Source organism: Pseudoduganella plicata (assembly GCF_004421005.1).
Taxonomy (GTDB): Bacteria; Pseudomonadota; Gammaproteobacteria; order Burkholderiales; family Burkholderiaceae_D; genus Rugamonas; species Rugamonas plicata.
In genome coordinates, this window is the sequence record NZ_CP038026.1 from 608997 (window position 1) to 626884 (window position 17888).

Sequence of the window (17888 nt, forward strand, 5' to 3'; positions counted from 1 at the left end):
TGGCGCACAGCTCACGGAGACAGTCGAGCCGCGCGGCTGCTGCCGGGCGCGCACTATTGCCGCGAAACATTGCCTTGATATCACCGGAAATGCCATACTGCCGTCATGGCAGACTCTACCGATACAACCGACAGCGCCGCGCCGGACGGCCTGCCCGACCCCGTCGCGGCCGGTGGCCATCTGGCTTCCGATGCGCGCCGCGTCCTGTGGCTCGTTGGGCTGGCTGTCGCGGGCGCGGTCATCCTGCTGGCGGTCTGGCTGTTCCGGATGGTGTCGACCGAGCGCACGCTGCGGGCCGTGACCAGCAGCGTGACCGTGCCTGCAACCCCGCCGCCAATGCCGTCAACGCCGCCAACGCCGCCCGTGCCCGCCGCGCCGGTTGCGCCGCCGGTGCCTGTTGCGCCAGCGCTGCCGCCAGGTCCGGGGGCGACGCCGGCGCCGCCGTCATCCGGCGCCGCAGCCGGGGCAGCAGCGCCTGACGCGGAACCCCGCAAGGTCGCGCGCACAGCCAAGTCCAGTAAGAAGGCGAAGCGTGCCGCAAAGCGGCGCGAGACGGCGGCGGCGCGCGGCACGTTTGCCCGCTGCCCGTCCCTGGGCAAGCCGGGCGCAGTCATGTGCCGTTGGCACATCTGCAATGGCGGCGCCGGCAAGGAAGCGGCGTGCCGGCCATATCTGGAGCGCCGGCCCTGATTTACGCCGTGGCGGCCACTCGCTGCGGATGCGCATACAGCACGTGGCGGCCGTCGCGCACGAAGCCGGCCAGCGTCACGCCCGCACGGTCGGCCATGCGCACTGCCATGGCCGTGGGCGCCGAGACGGCGGCCAGCACGGCGATGCCCGCTTGCGCCGCCTTCTGGACCATCTCGTAGCTGGCGCGGCTCGTGACGACGGCAAATCCGTCCGAACACGCGCTGCCGGAGTGCTGCAACGCGCCAACCAGCTTGTCCAGCGCGTTGTGGCGGCCCACATCCTCGCGCACCAGGCGGATCGCGCCGTCGCTGCCGGCCCAGCCCGCGGCATGCACGCCGCCGGTGGCGTGATGCAGGTGCTGGCGTGCGGCCAGCTCCGCCATCGCCCGATGCAGCGCCGCGGGCGCAATTCGCATCGGCGGCGCCGTCACCTCGGGCAGGTCGGCGCAGTCGTCGGCAAAGCGTTGCAGCGTATCGACGCCGCACAAGCCGCAGCCCGTCCTGCCCGTGCGCGCCTGGCGTGTGCGCTGCAGCCGCGCCATCGCGCCCGACGCGATGCGCAGCTCGATGGCGATGCCGTCGCCATGGCGAGCGACGTCGATATCGTAGACGTCGCGCGCCTGGCGCACGATCCGCTCGCTCAGCGCGAACCCCAGCGCGAAATCCTCCAGGTCATTGGGCGTCGCCAGCATGACCGCATGGGTGATGCCGTTGTAGACAAAGGCGACGGGCACTTCCTCCGACACCACCTCGTCGACCGTCTGGAGGCGGCCGTCGAGCCAGCGCTGCGCCGTCAACGTGCCGGCACCGGCCGGCTGCAGGAACACCTGCCCGGCGTTCACAGACCGCTCCGTTCGACCAGCACGGCCACCGATTTCACGGCCGGCACCTTGCTGTCCTTGGCGTGGTGCCACAGCGGCACCAGCGGATTACATTCGGGGAAGTAGCCCGCCACGCAGCCAACCGGAATATCGTAGGGCACGACCGCCAGGCCGGCCACGCTGCGCTCCGTGTCGTCCTGCGTGGCCGCGCGCAGCGTGACGACGTCGCCTGCGACCAGTGCCAGCCGCGCCATGTCGGCATGGGCCATGAACAGGACCATGCGGCTGCCCGAGACGCCGCGGAAGCGGTCGTCATTGCTGTAGATCGTCGTGTTGAATTGTCCGTCGCTGCGGATCGTGAAGAGCGTCAGCGCGCCCGGATCGGCCGGCATGTCGGGCGCACCCGGCAAGCCTTCCGGTACCGTGAAGCCGGCCTTGCCGCTTTCCGTCTGCCAGACCCGTTGCGCGGCGGGCAGCGCCCGGCGAAAGCCGCCCGGCTGCCACATGCGCGCCTCGAAGCCGTGGAAGATGTCGGGCCAGGTCGCAGCGATCGCCGCACGGATGCTGGCGTAATCGGCGGCCCAGCCGTCCCAGTCGACCAGCCGATTGGGTGGCAGCGTGGCGCGGGCGATGCCTGCCACGATCGCCGGCTCCGAGCGCAGCGTGGCTGCCACCGGTTCGGCCATGCCGCGCGAGCCATGCATGCATGCGGTGCTGTCCTCGATCGTCACGGCCTGCGGCATGCCGCGCTGGCGGTCGATCTCCGTGCGGCCAAGGCAGGGCAGGACATACGACGCCTTGCCGTGGATGACGTGGCTGCGATTGAGCTTGGTGGAGATCTGCACCGTCAGCGGCAGTTCGCGCCAGGCCGCTTCCATCAGCGCCGTCTCCGGCACGGCGCGGACGAAGTTGCCGCCCAGGCCGATGAACGCCTGCACCCGGCCGGCCAGGATACCCTCGCAGGCTTCCACCGTGTTCATGCCTTTCTCGCGCGGCGGCTCGAAGCCGTACAGTTCCTTCAGCCGGTCCAGCGGCGCCAGCTCGGGCTTTTCCGTGATGCCGACGGTGCGCTGGCCCTGCACGTTCGAATGGCCGCGCACCGGGCAGACGCCGGCGCCCGGCTTGCCGATATTGCCGCGCAGGAGCAGCAGGTTGACGATCATCGCCACGTTCTGCACGCCGTTTCGATGCTGCGTGATGCCCATGCCGTACACCGCCATGACGGCGCGCGCGCGGCAGTATATCGCGGCGGCGCCTTCCAGCGCGGCCTGCGTCAGGCCGGATTCCCGCTCGATGTCGGCCCACGGGCAGGCCCGCACGGCGGCCTCCAGTTCGCCGAAGCCGTCGGTGTGCTCGGCCAGGAAAGCGGTGTCGAGGACACGCGGCCTGCCGTCGGCGCGGGCGCTGTCGTCGGCGGCGAGGATGGCCTTGCACAGGCCCATCAGCGCGGCCGTGTCGCCGCCCGCCTTGAGCTGGTGATACTGCGTGCTGATGGCCGTTTCCGCGCGCGTCAGCATTTCCAGCGGCGACTGGGGATTGGTGAAGCTGACGAGGCCGCGTTCGCGCAGCGGGTTGAAGGTGATGATCGGCACGCCGCGGCGCCGCGCGGCCTGCAGCTGGTGAAGCATGCGCGGGCTGTTGACGCCCACGTTCTGGCCGAAGAAGAAGATACAGTCGGTGCGCTCGAAGTCGTCGAGCGTGACGGTGCCGACGGGTACGCCGATGGTCTTCTGCAGCCCGACCGACGTGCTTTCATGACACATGTTCGAGCTGTCCGGCAGGTTGTTGTTGCCGTACATGCGCGCCAGCAGCTGATACAGGTACGACGTTTCCAGCGACGCTCGCCCGGAGCTGTAGAACACGGTGCCGTCACGCCGGCAGTCCCGCAGCGCGGCACCGATCTCGGCGAACGCCGTGTCCCACGATACCTCCACGTATTGGTCCGTTGCCGCGTCCCAGCGCAGCGGTACCGTCAGCCGGCCCTGGTCTTCCAGCGCGTGATCGCTCCAGCTTTCCAGTGCCGTGACGGTGTGCCGCGCGAAGAAATCCGCGCCGATTGCCTTGCTGGTGGTTTCCCACGCCGTGGCCTTGGCCCCGCTTTCGCAGAATTCGAACGGGTGCGGATGGGCCGGCTTGGCCCACGCGCAGCCCACGCAGGCAAAGCCGTCCGGCTTGTTCTGGTGTGCCAGCAGCCTGGCATCCTTCAGCGGCACATGCTGGTCCAGCAGGATGTTCGCCACTTCGCTTACCGAGCCCCAGCCGCCGGCCGGCATCGTCGCCCGTTCGATTTTCAGTTCTTCGCTCATTGCATCCCCTTCACTGTCGAAAGACGACCGTAACGCGCAGGCGCCCTGGCAACGGTGCGGGCGCGCACACAGCATGGGACTCGAGACAACAAGGCCGGGACAGGGGCGGGTCGCGGTGCTATCATGGTCCGCTTTACAGTATTGCCAACCGCATATCCCACAGACGCAATGGACGAAGACCGACCATCCCAGCCGACCGCCGGCACACCTTCCGACGAATCCTTCCGCTCCCACGATGCTCAGGCCGGACCGGGCGGGGACAATGACGGCTATGAGCCCGGGCTGTCCCGCAAGGTGGTATTCGGTGTGCTGGGCCTGCTCGTGGTGATCTTCGCACTTGGCTCGGCGTGGATGGGCTACCAGTATGCCAGCACCAGCGCGATTGCAAAGCTGGGCAAGTCGGTGGCGGTACCCGTGCCTGGCGGGGCCGGGCCAACGGAGGTTGCGCCAACCCGCGCGCCGGCCCCCGCACCGGCGCCTGTGCCGGCGGCTGCCGCAGGGCCGGCCGAGCCTGCCAGCGCCGTTACGGCAGGTCCGAGCGCACCGCCCACGCTGCCCTCTGCCGAGGAACTGCTGGCGGACAAGAAGCGGCAACCGGCGCCACAGGGCCCACCAGCAGCGCTGATGCGCGACCTGCCGGATTGGCTGGCCACAGAGGTGAGTGGCGGGCGCACGCCAAGGGCGGCAGCGCAAGCGGCTGCCAGCGCGCCGGTAACGGCAGGCTCCTCAGCGGATGAGTCAGCGGAACTGGCGGCCAGGACATCGGCAAAGCCATCGACCCGGCCTGGCCGACGGGGCGAGGCGCAGGAACGGGCCGCGGCCGTATTTGCCCGCTGCCCGAAACCGGGCGAATCGGGCGCCGTTGAATGCCGCCGTGCCGTGTGCAGCGGGGCTGCACGCAAGCAGGGCGCCTGCTCAGCCTATCTGAACTGACGACGTGCGGGGCGGTTGAAGAGGCCATCCCCCGTCGCCTGGAGGCTACAGGAAGCGGTCCAGGATTTTCTTGCTGTGCTTGTCCAGGCCGTACTGGTCGCGGATCAGGAAGTGGATGCCGTGCGTGTCCGACACCAGCAGCGACGTCGCACCGATGCGGCGGATGTCTTCCTCCCCCCGCAGCACAAATTCCGTCAGCCCCCGATTCGTCTCGACCGTCCACGTGCATGGCGTCGCGAAGCTCGTCACGTCGACGATGCGGGCGATCTCCGGCATGAACTCGCGTCCCGCCAGCTCCTCGCGGATCAGCGCCGCGGTCGCCGCCGGCAGGTCTTCCAGCCGTTCGATCCATGCCACCTCCTTGCCGTCCGCACTGACAAGGGCCAGCCCTTCGTCGGGCGCCTGCACGGGAAAGGCCCGCACCGGCGAGACATTGGGGTGGACGGTGCCGGCGGCGTCCGTCATGTTCAGGCGGCCGAAGGCGTCGCGCTGGAGCTGAAAATCAATTGTCGTCATGGCGTTTCGTGTTGTTGTCATCGAGGTCGGTATCGACATTGCGGGCCTGCGCCTGGTACAGGCGGTAATACGCGCCTTCGCGCGCCATCAGCTCCTCGTGCGGGCCTTCCTCGACCACCATGCCGCGGTCCATCACGACCAGGCGGCTGGCCCGCTGCAAGGTCGACAGGCGGTGCGCGATGGCAATCGTCGTGCGGCCTGCCACCAGGTTGTCCAGCGCCTTCTGGATTTCCTTCTCCGTTTCCGAGTCGACCGATGCGGTCGCTTCGTCCAGGATCAGGATCTTCGGATCGATCAGCAGGGCGCGGGCGATCGAGATGCGCTGGCGTTCCCCGCCGGACAGGCCCTGGCCCCGCTCGCCCACCATCGAATCGTAGCCCTGCGGCAGGCGCAGGATGAAGTCGTGCGCATGGGCGGCGCGGGCGGCGGCAATGATCTCGGCGCGCGTCGCGTCCGGCTTGCCGTAGGCCAGGTTTTCGGCGATGGTGCCGAAGAACAGGAACGGCTCCTGCAGCACGAGGCCGATATTGCGGCGGTAATCCGACACGGCAAACGAGCGGATATCCGTGCCGTCCAGCAGGATCGCGCCTTCGGCCACGTCATAGAAGCGGCAGATCAGGTTGACCAGCGTGGATTTGCCGGAGCCGCTGTGGCCGACCAGCCCGATCATCTCGCCCGCCTTGATCTCCAGGTTGACGTTGCGGTTGACCGCCCGGTTACCGTAGCGGAAACCCACTTCGCGCAACGTGATATTGCCTTCGATCTTGCCGACCTTGACGGGATTGGCGGGCTCCGGCACGGACGATACGTGGTCCAGGATGTCGAAGATGCGCTTGGCGGCCGAGGCGGATTTCTGCGTCACGGAGACGATCCGGCTCATCGAATCGAGGCGGCCGTAGAAGCGGCTGGAGTAGGTCAGGAACGCCGTCAGCACGCCAACGGTGATGTGCGACTTCGACACCTGCCAGATGCCGAACACGTAGATCACCAGCAGGCCGATCTCCGTCAGGAACGAGACGGTGGGCGAGAACAGCGACCACACCTTGTTCAGCTTGTCGTTCACGGCCAGGTTGTGCCGGTTCGCCACGCGGAAGCGGTTGGCCTCGCGGGTCTCCTGCGCGAACGCCTTTACCACGCGAATGCCGGGAATCGTATCGGCCAGCACGTTCGTCACTTCGCCCCAGACGCGGTCGATCTTCTCGAAACCGGTGCGCAGCCGGTCGCGCACCAGGTGGATCAGCCAGGCGATGAACGGCAGCGGCACCAGGGTGACGATGGCCAGCCAGGGGTCGATCGAGAACAGGATGACGCCCGTCATGATGATCATCAGGCAGTCGGAGGCGAAGTCCAGCAGGTGCAGCGACAGGAACACGCAGATGCGGTCGCTCTCGCTGCCGATGCGCGACATCAGGTCGCCGGTGCGCTTGCCGCCGAAGTATTCCAGCGACAGCCGCAGCAGGTGTTCATACGTGTTGGTACGCAGGTCCGCGCCGATGCGCTCGGACACGAGGGCCAGCACATACGTGCGGCCCCAGCCCAGGATCCACGCCAGCACGGCGGCGCCCAACAGGCCGGACATGTAGAGGATGACGAGGTCCGTGTTGACGGGCTGGCCGTTCTGGTACGGAATCAGCACGTTGTCCATCAGCGGCATCGACAGGTACGGCGGAATCATGTGCGCGCCGGTGGACAGCAGCATCAGCGTAAAGCCGCCCAGCAGCTGCCAGCGGTAGGGATGGGCGAAGCGCCATAGCCGGAACAGCGTCCAGGTTGACGGCGGCGTGTGCACGACCTTGGTGCAGATGGGGCATTCGTCCTGGTCGGCGTCCAGCGGGGCCTTGCAGGTGGGACAGGCGTGATCCTCGATGCGAACGGGCGGCACGCCCGTCAGCGCCGTCTCCAGCAGCGGTCCGAACTGCTCGGTCAGGCGGATCGCGTGCAGGTTCTGGCCCAGGGTGAAACGCCACGCCGCCAGGCGGCCCCGGTCGTCCACGAGTTCCAGGTGCCCCACGCCGGCGTGGTCGTGCAGGCGCAGCGCCAGGCCGGCGCGGTACGGCCAGGATTGCCAGGCAGTTGCAGAGGGTGAGCGCGACAGTATGCGGTGCTCGGTCAAAAGGATGATACCTTTGGCGAAATGGAGTTTCGCATCGAGGTCAACCTCCAGAGCACTCAGCACGTTTTCCCCAGGAGCAAGCTGTAAATTCGCTTCGGAATGCCACAGTTCTGGCAGTTCGACCCGGGTCTGCCCGGAGGGGAAGTCGGTTGTGATCATTGTCGGCAATACTCCGGTGATTCCTTTGCCAAGTGGCAAGAATGTGGATTCGGTGGGAAAATAGGGATAGTTGTTACAGCAACGGATCAGGCCCCTGTTGCGCTGACACGTTTTTAGCGTAGCCGGGTAAACACGGCGTTTATTGTATTCTTCGCCTGCGGCCGGATCGAAGCCGGCCACACGCGATGAACTGAACAAGAAGAGGAAGCTCTGCTTTTGCGGAGTATAACGCAAGAGGTTGTAGAGCAAAAACATGACAAAGAAGAAAGACATCGAACTTCTCCGTGTAACACATCTGCGCGGACCGAATATCTGGACGTATCGCCCGGTCATCGAAGCGTGGCTGGACATCGGCGAGCTGGAACAATTCCCATCGAACAAACTGCCCGGCCTGACGGAACGGCTGACCGCATGGCTGCCCAGCCTGGTCGAACACCGCTGCGGCGTGGGCGAAGTGGGCGGGTTCATCGAGCGCCTGCGCGACGGCACCTATGCCGGCCACATCCTGGAACACGTCGTGCTGGAACTGCAGAACCTGGCCGGCATGCGCACGGGCTTCGGCAAGACGCGCCAGACGTTTGATGGCAGCGGCATCTACAAGATGGCCTTCCGCACCCGCCAGGAACAGGTCGGACGCCGCGCACTGGTGCTGGGCCGCGAACTGCTGATGGCCGCCATCGAGGACCGCCCGTTCGATCTGCCGGCCGCCGTGACGGAGCTGACCGAAATGGTCGAATCGCTGTGCCTGGGCCCCAGCACGAACAACATCGTCGATGCCGCCACGGATCGCGGCATCCCGCATATCCGCCTGACGGACGGCAACCTGGTGCAATTGGGCCACGGCACGCGCCAGCGCCGCATCTGGACGGCCGAGACGGACAACACCAGCGCCATTGCCGAGGGCATCGCCAGCGACAAGGACATGACCAAGGACATCCTGTCGTCCTGCGGCGTGCCGGTGCCGGAAGGCGCGCTGGTCACCAGCGCCGACGAGGCATGGACAGAAGCGCAGGACATCGGCCTGCCCGTCGCGGTGAAACCGTACGACGGCAACCATGGCCGCGGCGTCTCGCTGAACCTGTCGACGGAAAGCGACGTGCGCGCCGCGTACGACATCGCCGTGGAACGGGGCGGCAGCCGGTCCGTCATCGTCGAAAAATTCATCGTTGGCGACGAGCACCGGCTGCTCGTTGTCGGCCGCAAGGTCGTCGCGGCATCGAAAGGCGAATCGCTGTGGGTTACCGGCGACGGCGAACTGACAGTGCAGGAGCTGGTGGACACGCAGATCAATACCGATCCGCGCCGCGGCACGACGGAGGAATTCCCCCTCAATATCGTCGAACCGAAAAAATCGCAGGAAGTGCAGCTGGACCTGCAGCGCCAGGGCCTGACCCCCGATTCCGTGCCGGAAGCGGGCCGGAAGGTGCTGATCCAACTGAACGGCAACGTGGCCAACGACGTGACGGACCTGGTGCATCCGGCCGTGGCGGAAATGGCGGCGCTGGCCGCCCGCGCGGTAGGCCTGGACATCGCCGGCATCGACATGGTGGCCCAGGATGTCTCGCAGCCGCTCGAAGCGCAGGGTGGGGCGATCATCGAAGTCAACGCCAGCCCCGGGCTGCTGGCCCACCTGAAGCCCGCCGCAGGCGGTGCGCCGCGCAACGTGGGCGCCGCCATCGTGGGCGAACTGTTCGCGCCGGAGCAGGACGGCCGCATCCCGATCGTCGGCGTCTCCGGCACCCGCCACACCGCACTGATCGCCCGGCTGACGGCATGGCAGCTGCAGGTCTCGGGGCGCTACGTTGGCGTCGCCTGCGAAGAGGGCGTCTACCTGAACGGGCGCAAGATCGCGCGCGGTCCGTTGTCCGAATGGGAGTCCGGCCAGCGCCTGCTGCTGAACAAGAACGTGGAGTCGGCGGTATTTGCCAACGGCAACCGCATGATCCTGACCGAAGGTTTCGCCTATGACCGCTGCACCGTGGGCGTCGTCACCGATACCGCCGGTCATGAGGACCTGGACGAGTTCTATATCGACTCGCCGGACAAGATGTTCAACGTCGTGCGTACGCAGGTGGACGTGGTGCTGCCCGAAGGCGTGGCCGTGCTGAACGCCGCCGACGAAGGCGCTGCCGCGATGGCGGACCTGTGCGACGGCGACGTCATCTTCTACGGCATCCACGCCGGGGTGGCCCCGCTGGCGGCGCACTGCCAGGCCGGGGGACGCGCCGTGTTCCTGCAGGGCGGCGGCTTCGTGCTGGCCGACGGCCAGGATACGGTTGCCGTGCTGCCGGCCAGCTGCCTGCCGACGGACGAGGAAGAGTGCCGCGAAGCGGTGCTGGCCGCACTGGCCGCCGGCTGGGCCCTGGGCCTGTCGCCGGACCTGATCGCCGCCGCGCTGCGCACCTTCGAGTGGAAAACCCGGCGTGCCGCAACCGGCCGCGCCGCGTAAGCACGCACGCCCCAAGAATAACGAAACAGGACTAGTACATGGAAGTCATCCGCACCCGCGCGCTGCGCGGCCCGAATCTCTGGAGCCACCACACCGCGATCGAAGCGATCGTTTCCTGCACGCCGGAAGAACTGGCGGCCGACAAGCTGCCGGGCTTCGAAGTGCGCCTGCGCGCGCGCTTCCCCCGCATCGGCCAGTTCCAGCCGCACGGCCACGCCGACGCGGTGCCGATGGCCCACGTGCTGGAGCTGACGGCGCTGGCCCTGCAGGCCGAAGCCGGCTGCCCCGTCACGTTCAGCCGCACGACGGCCACGATGGAAGACGGCATCTTCCAGACGGTGGTCGAATACACGGAAGAGGAAGTGGGCCGGCGCGCCGTCGAACTGGCCGAGCAGCTGGTCAACGCCGCCATGGCGGACGGGCCGTTCGACCTGACGGCCGCGCTGACGGAACTGCGCGACCTCGATGAGGACGTGCGTCTGGGCCCGAGCACGGGCGCCATCGTGCAGGCGGCGGTGGCCCGCAAGATCCCTTACCGCCGCATGACGAGCGGTTCGATGGTGGCCTTCGGCTGGGGCAGCAAGCAGCGCCGCATCCAGGCCGCCGAGATCGACTCGACCAGCGCGATCGCCGAATCGATCGCCCAGGACAAGGAGCTGACGAAGAAGTTGCTGGACGCGGCCGGCGTGCCCGTGCCCGTGGGGCGCTCCGTCACGAGCGCGGAGGACGCGTGGGCGGCGGCCCTGGAGATCGGCCTGCCGGTCGTCATCAAGCCGAAGGACGGCAACCAGGGCAAGGGTGTCACCGTCAACGTCACGACGGAAGAAGCGACCCATGCGGCGTACCACACGGCGCGCGAGTTCCGCGACGATATCCTGGTCGAGCGCTTCCTGGCCGGGCACGACTTCCGCCTGCTCGTCATCGGCAACAAGCTGGTGGCGGCGGCGCGGCGCGATCCGCCGCACGTCGTCGGCGACGGCAAGCACTCCGTGCGCGAGCTGGTCGACATCGTCAACGCCGACCCGCGCCGCGGCAGCGGCCATGCCACGTCGCTGACGAAAATCCGCTTCGACGATATCGCCCTGGCGCGCCTGAAGATGCAGGACCTGGACGCCGACTCTGTTCCGGCGCAGGGCCAGCGCGTCATCCTGCGCAACAACGCCAACCTGTCCACGGGCGGTTCGGCGATGGACGTGACGGACGACGTGCATCCGGAAGTGGCGGCGCGCGCCGTGGAGGCCGCGCAGATGATCGGCCTCGATATCTGCGGCGTGGACGTGGTGGTCGACAGCGTGCTGCGCCCCATCGAGGAGCAGAATGGCGGCGTCGTCGAAGTCAACGCGGCGCCGGGCCTGCGCATGCACCTGTCGCCATCGTACGGCAAGGGGCGGCCGATCGGCGAAGCCATCATCGGCACCTTGTTCGACGAGGGGGAGGATGGCCGCATTCCCGTCATCGCCGTTACCGGCACCAACGGCAAGACCACCACCGTGCGCCTGGCCGCGCACCTGCTGGCATCGAGCGGCCTGCGCGTGGGCATGACGAATACGGACGGCGTCTACGTCAACGGCCGCCAGATCGACAGCGGCGACTGCTCCGGTCCACGCAGCGCGCGCAACGTGCTGCAGCACCCGGACGTGGACGCGGCCGTGTTTGAAACGGCCCGCGGCGGCATCCTGCGCGAAGGCCTGGCGTTCGACCGCTGCAAGGTGGCCGTCGTCACCAATATCGGCGCGGGGGACCACCTGGGCCTGAATTACATCACGACCGTGGAAGACCTGGCGGTGCTCAAGCGCGTCATCGTCCAAAACGTCGATGAGAACGGCATGGCCGTGCTCAACGCAACCGATCCGATCGTTGCCGCGATGGCTGCAAACAGCAAGGGCAAGGTGACCTTCTTCGGCGCGGACAAGTACCACCCCGTCGTCGCCACGCACATCGCACAGGGCCGCCGCACCGTCTACGTCGAAAACGGCGATCTGGTCGCGGTGGAGGGCAAGTTCATGGAACGCATCGCGCTGGCGGACGTGCCGATCACGCGCGGCGGCCAGATCGGCTTCCAGGTGGAGAACGCGATGGCCGCCGTCGGCGCCGCGTGGGGCGCCGGCATCGACTGGCAGGCGATCCGCCTGGGCCTCAAAACCTTCACGACGGACAGCCATAACGCGCCTGGCCGCTTCAACGTCTTCGACTATCGCGGCGCGACGGTGATCGCCGACTACGGCCACAACCCGGACGCGATGCTGGCACTGGTGCAGGCGGTGGAGGCGATGCCGGCCAGGCGCCGTTCGGTGGTGATCTCCGGCGCCGGCGACCGGCGCGACGAGGACATCCGCCACCAGACGGAAATCCTGGGCAAATCGTTCGACGACGTAGTGCTGTACCAGGATCAATGCCAGCGCGGCCGCGCCGACGGCGAAGTCATCGCACTGCTGCGCGAAGGCCTGCGCGGCGCCAGCCGCACCGAGAAGGTGGACGAGATCGACGGCGAATTCATCGCCATCGATGCGGCGCTGGACCGGCTGGGGGAGGGCGACCTGTGCCTGGTGCTGGTCGACCAGGTGGAGGAGTCGCTGGCGCATATCGCCAGGCGGATTGCGGCCGGTTGATGGCTCAACATTGAGCAGCAGAAGACCGCTTCCTGTCGCGGGCCGCGCGCCCTAGGACAGGAACCTGCGGCGGAGGTGCGGCTTCCGCCATCCGCCCCAGACGTTGCTCACGCCGACGAGAGCGTCCGGAGACAGGCGCCTCACGGCACTTCGGTCCGGTGGCGTCAGCCCCCGGCGTTGCCTACGCCGCCAGCGACGCCGGCAACGCCGCCAGCCGCGCCGTCGCCCCCTCGACAAACTGCGGCGCGAACAGCCGTTTCTCTCCAGCACAGCCGTGCAATTCCTGCGCCTCGATCATCGACGTCAGCAGATCCGCCGCGGCCAGCGCCATGTTGTGGATGGGCTGGCGCAGCGTCGTCAGGTTGTAGCTGAGCCAGTTCGATGGCTCCACCGCGTCGAAGCCCGCGACCGACATCCGGCCGGGCACGTCGATGCCCAGTTCGTGGCGGGCGCAGTCGAGGCAGCCGATCGCCATCACGTCGTTGCCGCAGATGACGGCATCCGGTACGTCGCCCAGGGCGGCGATGATCTGGCGCAGGCCGTGCGCGCCGCTGGCGTAGTCAAACTGGCCGGACGCGATGCTTGGGGCCGGCAAGCCCAGTTCATGCAGCCGGTCGACGGCGCCGTTGCGGCGTTCGGTTGCCACGGGCGAGTCGGCCGGGCCGGCAATGATGCCGAACCGGCGGTGGCCCGCGCCGGCCAGCTTCGATGCGAGCAGGCGGCCGGCGTCGTACTGATCGCACAGCACGCTGCTGACGCTGGTTCCGCGCAGGTTGCGGTTGAAGACGACCAGTGGCAGGCGGCGCCGTTCGAATTCGCCGATCTGCGCTGGCGTCAGGGCGGCCGCGACGATGGCGCCGTCCACCTGGTACTGCCAGATGTCCGCCAGGATGGCATCCACGTCGCTTTCGTTCTGCATCGTAAACAGCAGCACGCGCTTGCCGCGCCGGGCGATCTGCTGCGACAACTCGGCCAGCGCTTCGGGATAGTACAGGTTGGCCAGCTGCGAAATCACGACCGCCACCATGTTCGAGCGGCGCGTGATCAGGCTGCGGGCGGCGGCATTGGGAATGTAGTCGAGTCCGGCCGCAGCTTTCATGACGCGGGCATAGGTTGCTTTTGATACGCTGGCGCCCGGCTTGAAGCAGCGCGACACGGCGGACTGCGAGACGCCGGCCAGCATTGCCACGTCGTATGAAGTAACGCGGCGGTCGGCACGGGCGATGGGCGCCTTGTCCTGAGCGGCGCTGTCGGTTGCTGCGCAATCGATGGGTGTTTTGGTTTTTCTCATTGTCTCTCTTGGGTAGCCGTAGGGCACCTGTTGTGAGTCTGAGGATAACTGCAAAATTTCCATGTGGCAATTTTTGCCATCGCGAACACGCGGGTCTGTCGCGCAGGGGCCACTCGTCAGCCGAAGACGACGGCAGTTGCAATGGCCAGTAACAGCGGGATAGCCGCACCGGCCCGGCGTCGCCAGACAGCGTTCGTGCGGGTCAGCGCGTCGCGGTGACGGTACAAACCGGCAGCGGCATCTGCGGACGACCCCATGGCGGATGTGCGCCGGCGTTGCAATGGTGCTTGTTGGTCTTTCATCGCACGCTCCTTTGACTGGATGAATTTCCCAGCGTAATTACTTTGCCGGTGCGCTTTTTGATCTGGCGCAAACCGTTCTCTGCTAAAATACCGCCCCTTCGGCCGTCGTGGCCGCGCCGCGACAACCCCGCGGCCCCTGCGTAAATGAAAGGTAGTGATGGCAAATGCTTGCGGTGTCGACTTCGGCACATCGAACTCCACCGTAGGGTGCGTACGCCCCGGCCAGCCCGTCATGCTGGCACTGGAAGAAGACAAAACCACATTGCCATCCGTCGTGTTCTTCAATGCCGAGGACGACCAGGTCAGCTTTGGCCGCGCCGCGCTGGCGGAGTACCTGGCCGGCTACGAAGGCCGCCTGATGCGCTCGCTGAAAAGCCTGCTGGGCACAAGCCTGATGGATGGCCAGACCGAAGTCGGCGGCCGTGCCGTGTCGTTCCGCACGCTGCTGGCGCAGTTCATCGGCGAGCTCAAGCGCCGTGCCGAGGCGCAGTCCGGACAACGCTTTTCGTCCGTGGTGCTGGGCCGCCCGGTCCACTTCATCGACGACGATGCCGCGGCCGATCAGCTGGCCCAGGACACGCTGGCGGACATCGCCCGCTCCGTCGGCTTCCAGCACATCGACTTCCAGTTCGAGCCGATTGCCGCCGCGTTCGATTACGAATCGCAGATCGACCGCGAGGAACTGGTCCTGATCGCCGACATCGGCGGCGGCACGTCGGACTTCTCGCTGGTGCGCCTGTCGCCCCAGCGCGCCACGCGCCCGGACCGGCGCGACGACATCCTGGCCAACGCCGGCGTGCACATCGGCGGCACCGACTTCGACAAGTACCTCAGCCTGGCGGCCGTCATGCCGTTGCTGGGCTACGGCAGCCAGCTGAAGAACAACAGCGAGATCCCGTCCAGCTATTACTTCAATCTGGCGACCTGGCACACGATCAATCAGGCGTACACGAAGAAGATGTGGACGCAGCTGGGCGAGCTGGTACGCGACGCGAAGGACCAGGGGGCGCTCAAGCGCTTGCAGGACCTGATCGAGGACCGTGCCGGCCACTGGCTGGCAATGAAGGTCGAGGAAGGCAAGATCGCCCTGTCGGCGGCGGACAGCGTGCAGCTGTCGCTGGAGCGGCTGTCGCCGCCGGCGCTGCTGGACGTGCGGCGCGCGCTGTTCGAGTCGGCCATCGGCCACCTGGTCGACAATGTCGGCGTCACCGTCGGCAAGCTGCTGGACGACGCCGGTGTCAGGCCGGAACAGGTGGACACGGTATTCTTCACGGGCGGTTCGTCCGGCGTGGGCATGCTGCGCGAGCGCATCGGCGCGCTGGTGCCCGGCGCACGCAAGGTCGAGGGCGACCTGTTCGGCAGTATCGGCGCCGGCCTGGCGCTGGACGCCGTCCGCAAATTCGGCTGAGGCAGACCCATGCTGTCAAACCCGGTGGTGATGATCGACTTTGAAACGACGGGGCTGTCGCCGGCCATGGGCGACCGCATCACGGAAGTGGCGGCGCTGCGCATTGTCGACGGCCGCATCGTCGAACGCTTCGTGTCGCTGGTGAACTGTCACGTGCGCATCCCGCCGTTCATCACAGGGCTGACCGGCATCACGCAGGCGATGGTGGACAGTGCGCCGCCGGCCGCGGAGGTGGTGCCGCGGCTGCTGGAATTCATCGGCACGGACACGCTGTCGGCCCACAACGCCAGCTTCGACGAAAAATTCCTGCGCGCCGAAGGCGGCCGGCTGGGCCTGGCACCGGGACACGCCGGCACGGTCTGCTCACTGAAGCTGTCGCGCCGCGTGTTTCCCCAGCTTGGCAGCTACAAGCTGGGCACGTTGAGCGGCAGCCTGGGCATTCGGTTCCGCGGGACGGCCCACCGGGCCGAGGCCGATGCGGAAGTGGCGGCCGAAGTGCTGCTGCATATCGGCCGCCACCTGGCCAGCAGCTATGGCATCGCCCGGGTCGACGCGGCGCTGCTGCATTCGGTCAATAAACTGGCCGCCGCCAAGGTCCACACCTTCCTGCAAAAGCACGCCGCCGCCGCGGCCTGAACCATTTCACTCCCTCCCCAGGGCACGCCGCGCCGTCACACTGACCGCGCGGCCGCCCTGGTGCGCCCATCGCCTATGGTCAACCCATCCGGCAGTTGAGAAAGATCAATTGGATTGCGCAACCAGTTATTAAACTTCTTACAACATAGCTGCTGGAGGGCTGGCATGAAACACCGATATTCCGACAAGGAAGCGGGCACGGCAGCGTGGTTCCGCAGTGCCGCCGAGAGCGGCAATGCCTATGCCCAGTTCAACCTTGCGCTGCTGTACAAGCGCGGCAAAGGCGTCGAGCAGGACGAGCAGCAGGGGTTCGTCTGGATGCGCCGCGCCGCGCTGGCTGGCATCGCGTTTGCCCAGAATCACCTGGGTGCCATGTACTACAACGGCTGCGGCACCCCGCGCGACGACGCCGAAGCGGTTTATTGGTTCCGGATGGCAGCCGGGCAGGGCGATGCGTCGGCGCAGCAGAATCTGGGCCTGATGTACCGGAAAGGCCGGGGCGTGCCGAAAAGCGACGATATGGCGCTGACGTGGTTCGGCCGCGCGGCCGAGCAGGGCGTGGCCAGCGCACAGACGCTGCTGGGCGAGGCATATGCCCAGGGCCTCGGCACGCAGCGTAATTTCCCGCTCGCGCTGGCCTGGTTTCGCAAGGCCGCGCTGCAGGGGGACGCCACGGCGCAGCTGAACCTGGGCCTGATGTACCGGCGCGGCCACGGCGTGCTGCAGTCTGACACGCAGGCCGTGGCCTGGTACCGCCAGTCGGCCGCGCAGGGCCATGCGGCGGCGCAGCGCCACCTTGGTGTCGCGTATGCGGAAGGGCGCGGCGTCACGGTCGACCTGGAGCGGGCCTGCTCGTGGCTGCGGCGGGCGGCGGAGCAGGGCGACGTCGATGCCCGCTTCAATATGGGCGTGATGCTGGCGAACGGCTATGGCGTGCCGAAGGACGAGGCACGGGCGCTGGAATGGTACCGCGGCGCGGCCACGGCGGGCCACGTGCTGGCCCAGTACAATCTGGGCACGATGTATGCGCACGGCCGCGGCGTCGAGCGCGACCCGGGCCAGGCTCTGGAATGGTATCGGAAGGCAGCCGAGCAGGGTGCGGCCAATGCCCAGTTCAACGTTGGCGTCATTTATGCCAATGGCCACGGCGTGGCCAGGGACGAGACGCGCGCCGTGGCGTGGTACCGCCACGCGGCCGAGCAGGGCGATGCCAGCGCGCAGAACAACCTGGGCGTCATGCTCGCCAACGGCCAAGGGGTGCCGCAGGACGACGTCGAGGCAGTGCGCTGGTACCGCAAGGCGGCCGAACAGGGACACCCGCTGGCGCAGTACAACCTGGGCGGCATGTACAACAGCGGCCGCGGCGTCGAGCAGAATGCCGTGCTGTCGTATATGTGGATATCGCTGGCGGCGGAGGCCGGCGATGAAACAGCGTCGGCCAACCGCAAGCTGATGGGCAAGCGGCTGACGCGGGAGGAACTGGGCTCGGCCGAGCTGATGACGCGGCGCTGGCATGAAGCGCACCGGGCGTAAGCCGGCTGTTCCGCGACCAGCCGGCGATCACGATACGGGTTGACTTGCTGTCATGCAGCGACTACCTTGAAGCCAGCGACATCCGATGCGCAACCCGTCCACCGCCAGGAAGGTACCCGCCAT

At 67.4% G+C, this 17888-nt stretch carries 13 protein-coding genes; 7 read left to right on the forward strand and 6 right to left on the reverse strand.

From position 1 onward, the window contains the following. Positions 1-105: 105 nt before the first annotated feature. Complete coding sequence (locus E1742_RS02540) at positions 106-690, forward strand: hypothetical protein (RefSeq protein ID WP_134383407.1); 585 nt, start codon at positions 106-108, stop codon at positions 688-690. A 1-nt stretch (position 691) separates the two neighbouring features. Here the strand turns inward: E1742_RS02540 and fdhD are convergent, their stop codons facing one another. Both fdhD and E1742_RS02550 read right to left on the reverse strand, forming a co-directional pair. Then, a complete protein-coding gene (fdhD, locus tag E1742_RS02545; RefSeq protein WP_134383408.1) occupies positions 692-1531 on the reverse strand; it encodes a formate dehydrogenase accessory sulfurtransferase FdhD in 840 nt (279 codons plus the stop codon). Then, entirely contained in the window at positions 1528-3816 is a 2289-nt protein-coding gene (locus E1742_RS02550; protein ID WP_134383409.1) for an FdhF/YdeP family oxidoreductase, read from the reverse strand. The genes fdhD and E1742_RS02550 overlap by 4 nt, the downstream gene beginning before the upstream one ends. A gap of 168 nt (positions 3817-3984) precedes the next feature. Here E1742_RS02550 and E1742_RS02555 point away from each other — a divergent pair, with 168 nt between their 5' ends. Next, positions 3985-4749 carry a hypothetical protein gene (locus E1742_RS02555; RefSeq protein WP_134383410.1) on the forward strand — a complete coding sequence of 255 codons (765 nt, stop codon included), beginning with the start codon at positions 3985-3987 and terminating at the stop codon, positions 4747-4749. Between the two features lie 45 nt (positions 4750-4794). Here the strand turns inward: E1742_RS02555 and E1742_RS02560 are convergent, their stop codons facing one another. Then, positions 4795-5265 (reverse strand): cyanophycin metabolism-associated DUF1854 family protein, encoded by a 471-nt coding sequence (locus tag E1742_RS02560; RefSeq protein ID WP_134383411.1) that lies wholly within the window; start codon positions 5263-5265, stop codon positions 4795-4797. After that, entirely contained in the window at positions 5252-7537 is a 2286-nt protein-coding gene (locus E1742_RS02565) for a cyanophycin metabolism-associated ABC transporter (protein ID WP_134383412.1), read from the reverse strand. The genes E1742_RS02560 and E1742_RS02565 overlap by 14 nt, the downstream gene beginning before the upstream one ends. 253 nt (positions 7538-7790) lie before the next feature. On the opposite strand from E1742_RS02565, the gene E1742_RS02570 reads away from it, so the two are divergent. Both E1742_RS02570 and cphA read left to right on the forward strand, forming a co-directional pair. Further along, complete coding sequence (locus tag E1742_RS02570) at positions 7791-9986, forward strand: cyanophycin synthetase (RefSeq protein ID WP_134383413.1); 2196 nt, start codon at positions 7791-7793, stop codon at positions 9984-9986. 38 nt (positions 9987-10024) lie between these two features. After that, the gene (gene cphA / locus E1742_RS02575) at positions 10025-12595 is read left to right on the forward strand and encodes a cyanophycin synthetase (RefSeq protein ID WP_134383414.1); all 2571 of its coding nucleotides are present in this window, start codon (positions 10025-10027) and stop codon (positions 12593-12595) included. Positions 12596-12776: 181 nt separating this feature from the next. On the opposite strand, the gene E1742_RS02580 is transcribed toward cphA, so the two are convergent. Together E1742_RS02580 and E1742_RS02585 are read right to left on the reverse strand one after the other, a co-directional pair. Next, positions 12777-13886, reverse strand: a complete 1110-nt coding sequence (locus E1742_RS02580) for a LacI family DNA-binding transcriptional regulator (RefSeq protein WP_134383415.1) — start codon at positions 13884-13886, stop codon at positions 12777-12779. A gap of 116 nt (positions 13887-14002) precedes the next feature. Further along, entirely contained in the window at positions 14003-14188 is a 186-nt protein-coding gene (locus E1742_RS02585; RefSeq protein WP_134383416.1) for a hypothetical protein, read from the reverse strand. Positions 14189-14345: 157 nt separating this feature from the next. Here E1742_RS02585 and E1742_RS02590 point away from each other — a divergent pair, with 157 nt between their 5' ends. From E1742_RS02590 to E1742_RS02600, 3 genes are all read left to right on the forward strand, one after another. After that, a complete protein-coding gene (locus E1742_RS02590) occupies positions 14346-15596 on the forward strand; it encodes an Hsp70 family protein (protein ID WP_134383417.1) in 1251 nt (416 codons plus the stop codon). 9 nt (positions 15597-15605) lie between these two features. Continuing rightward, positions 15606-16232 (forward strand): 3'-5' exonuclease, encoded by a 627-nt coding sequence (locus E1742_RS02595; protein ID WP_134383418.1) that lies wholly within the window; start codon positions 15606-15608, stop codon positions 16230-16232. Positions 16233-16397: 165 nt separating this feature from the next. Continuing rightward, a complete protein-coding gene (locus tag E1742_RS02600; protein WP_134383419.1) occupies positions 16398-17765 on the forward strand; it encodes a tetratricopeptide repeat protein in 1368 nt (455 codons plus the stop codon). Positions 17766-17888: the final 123 nt, after the last annotated feature.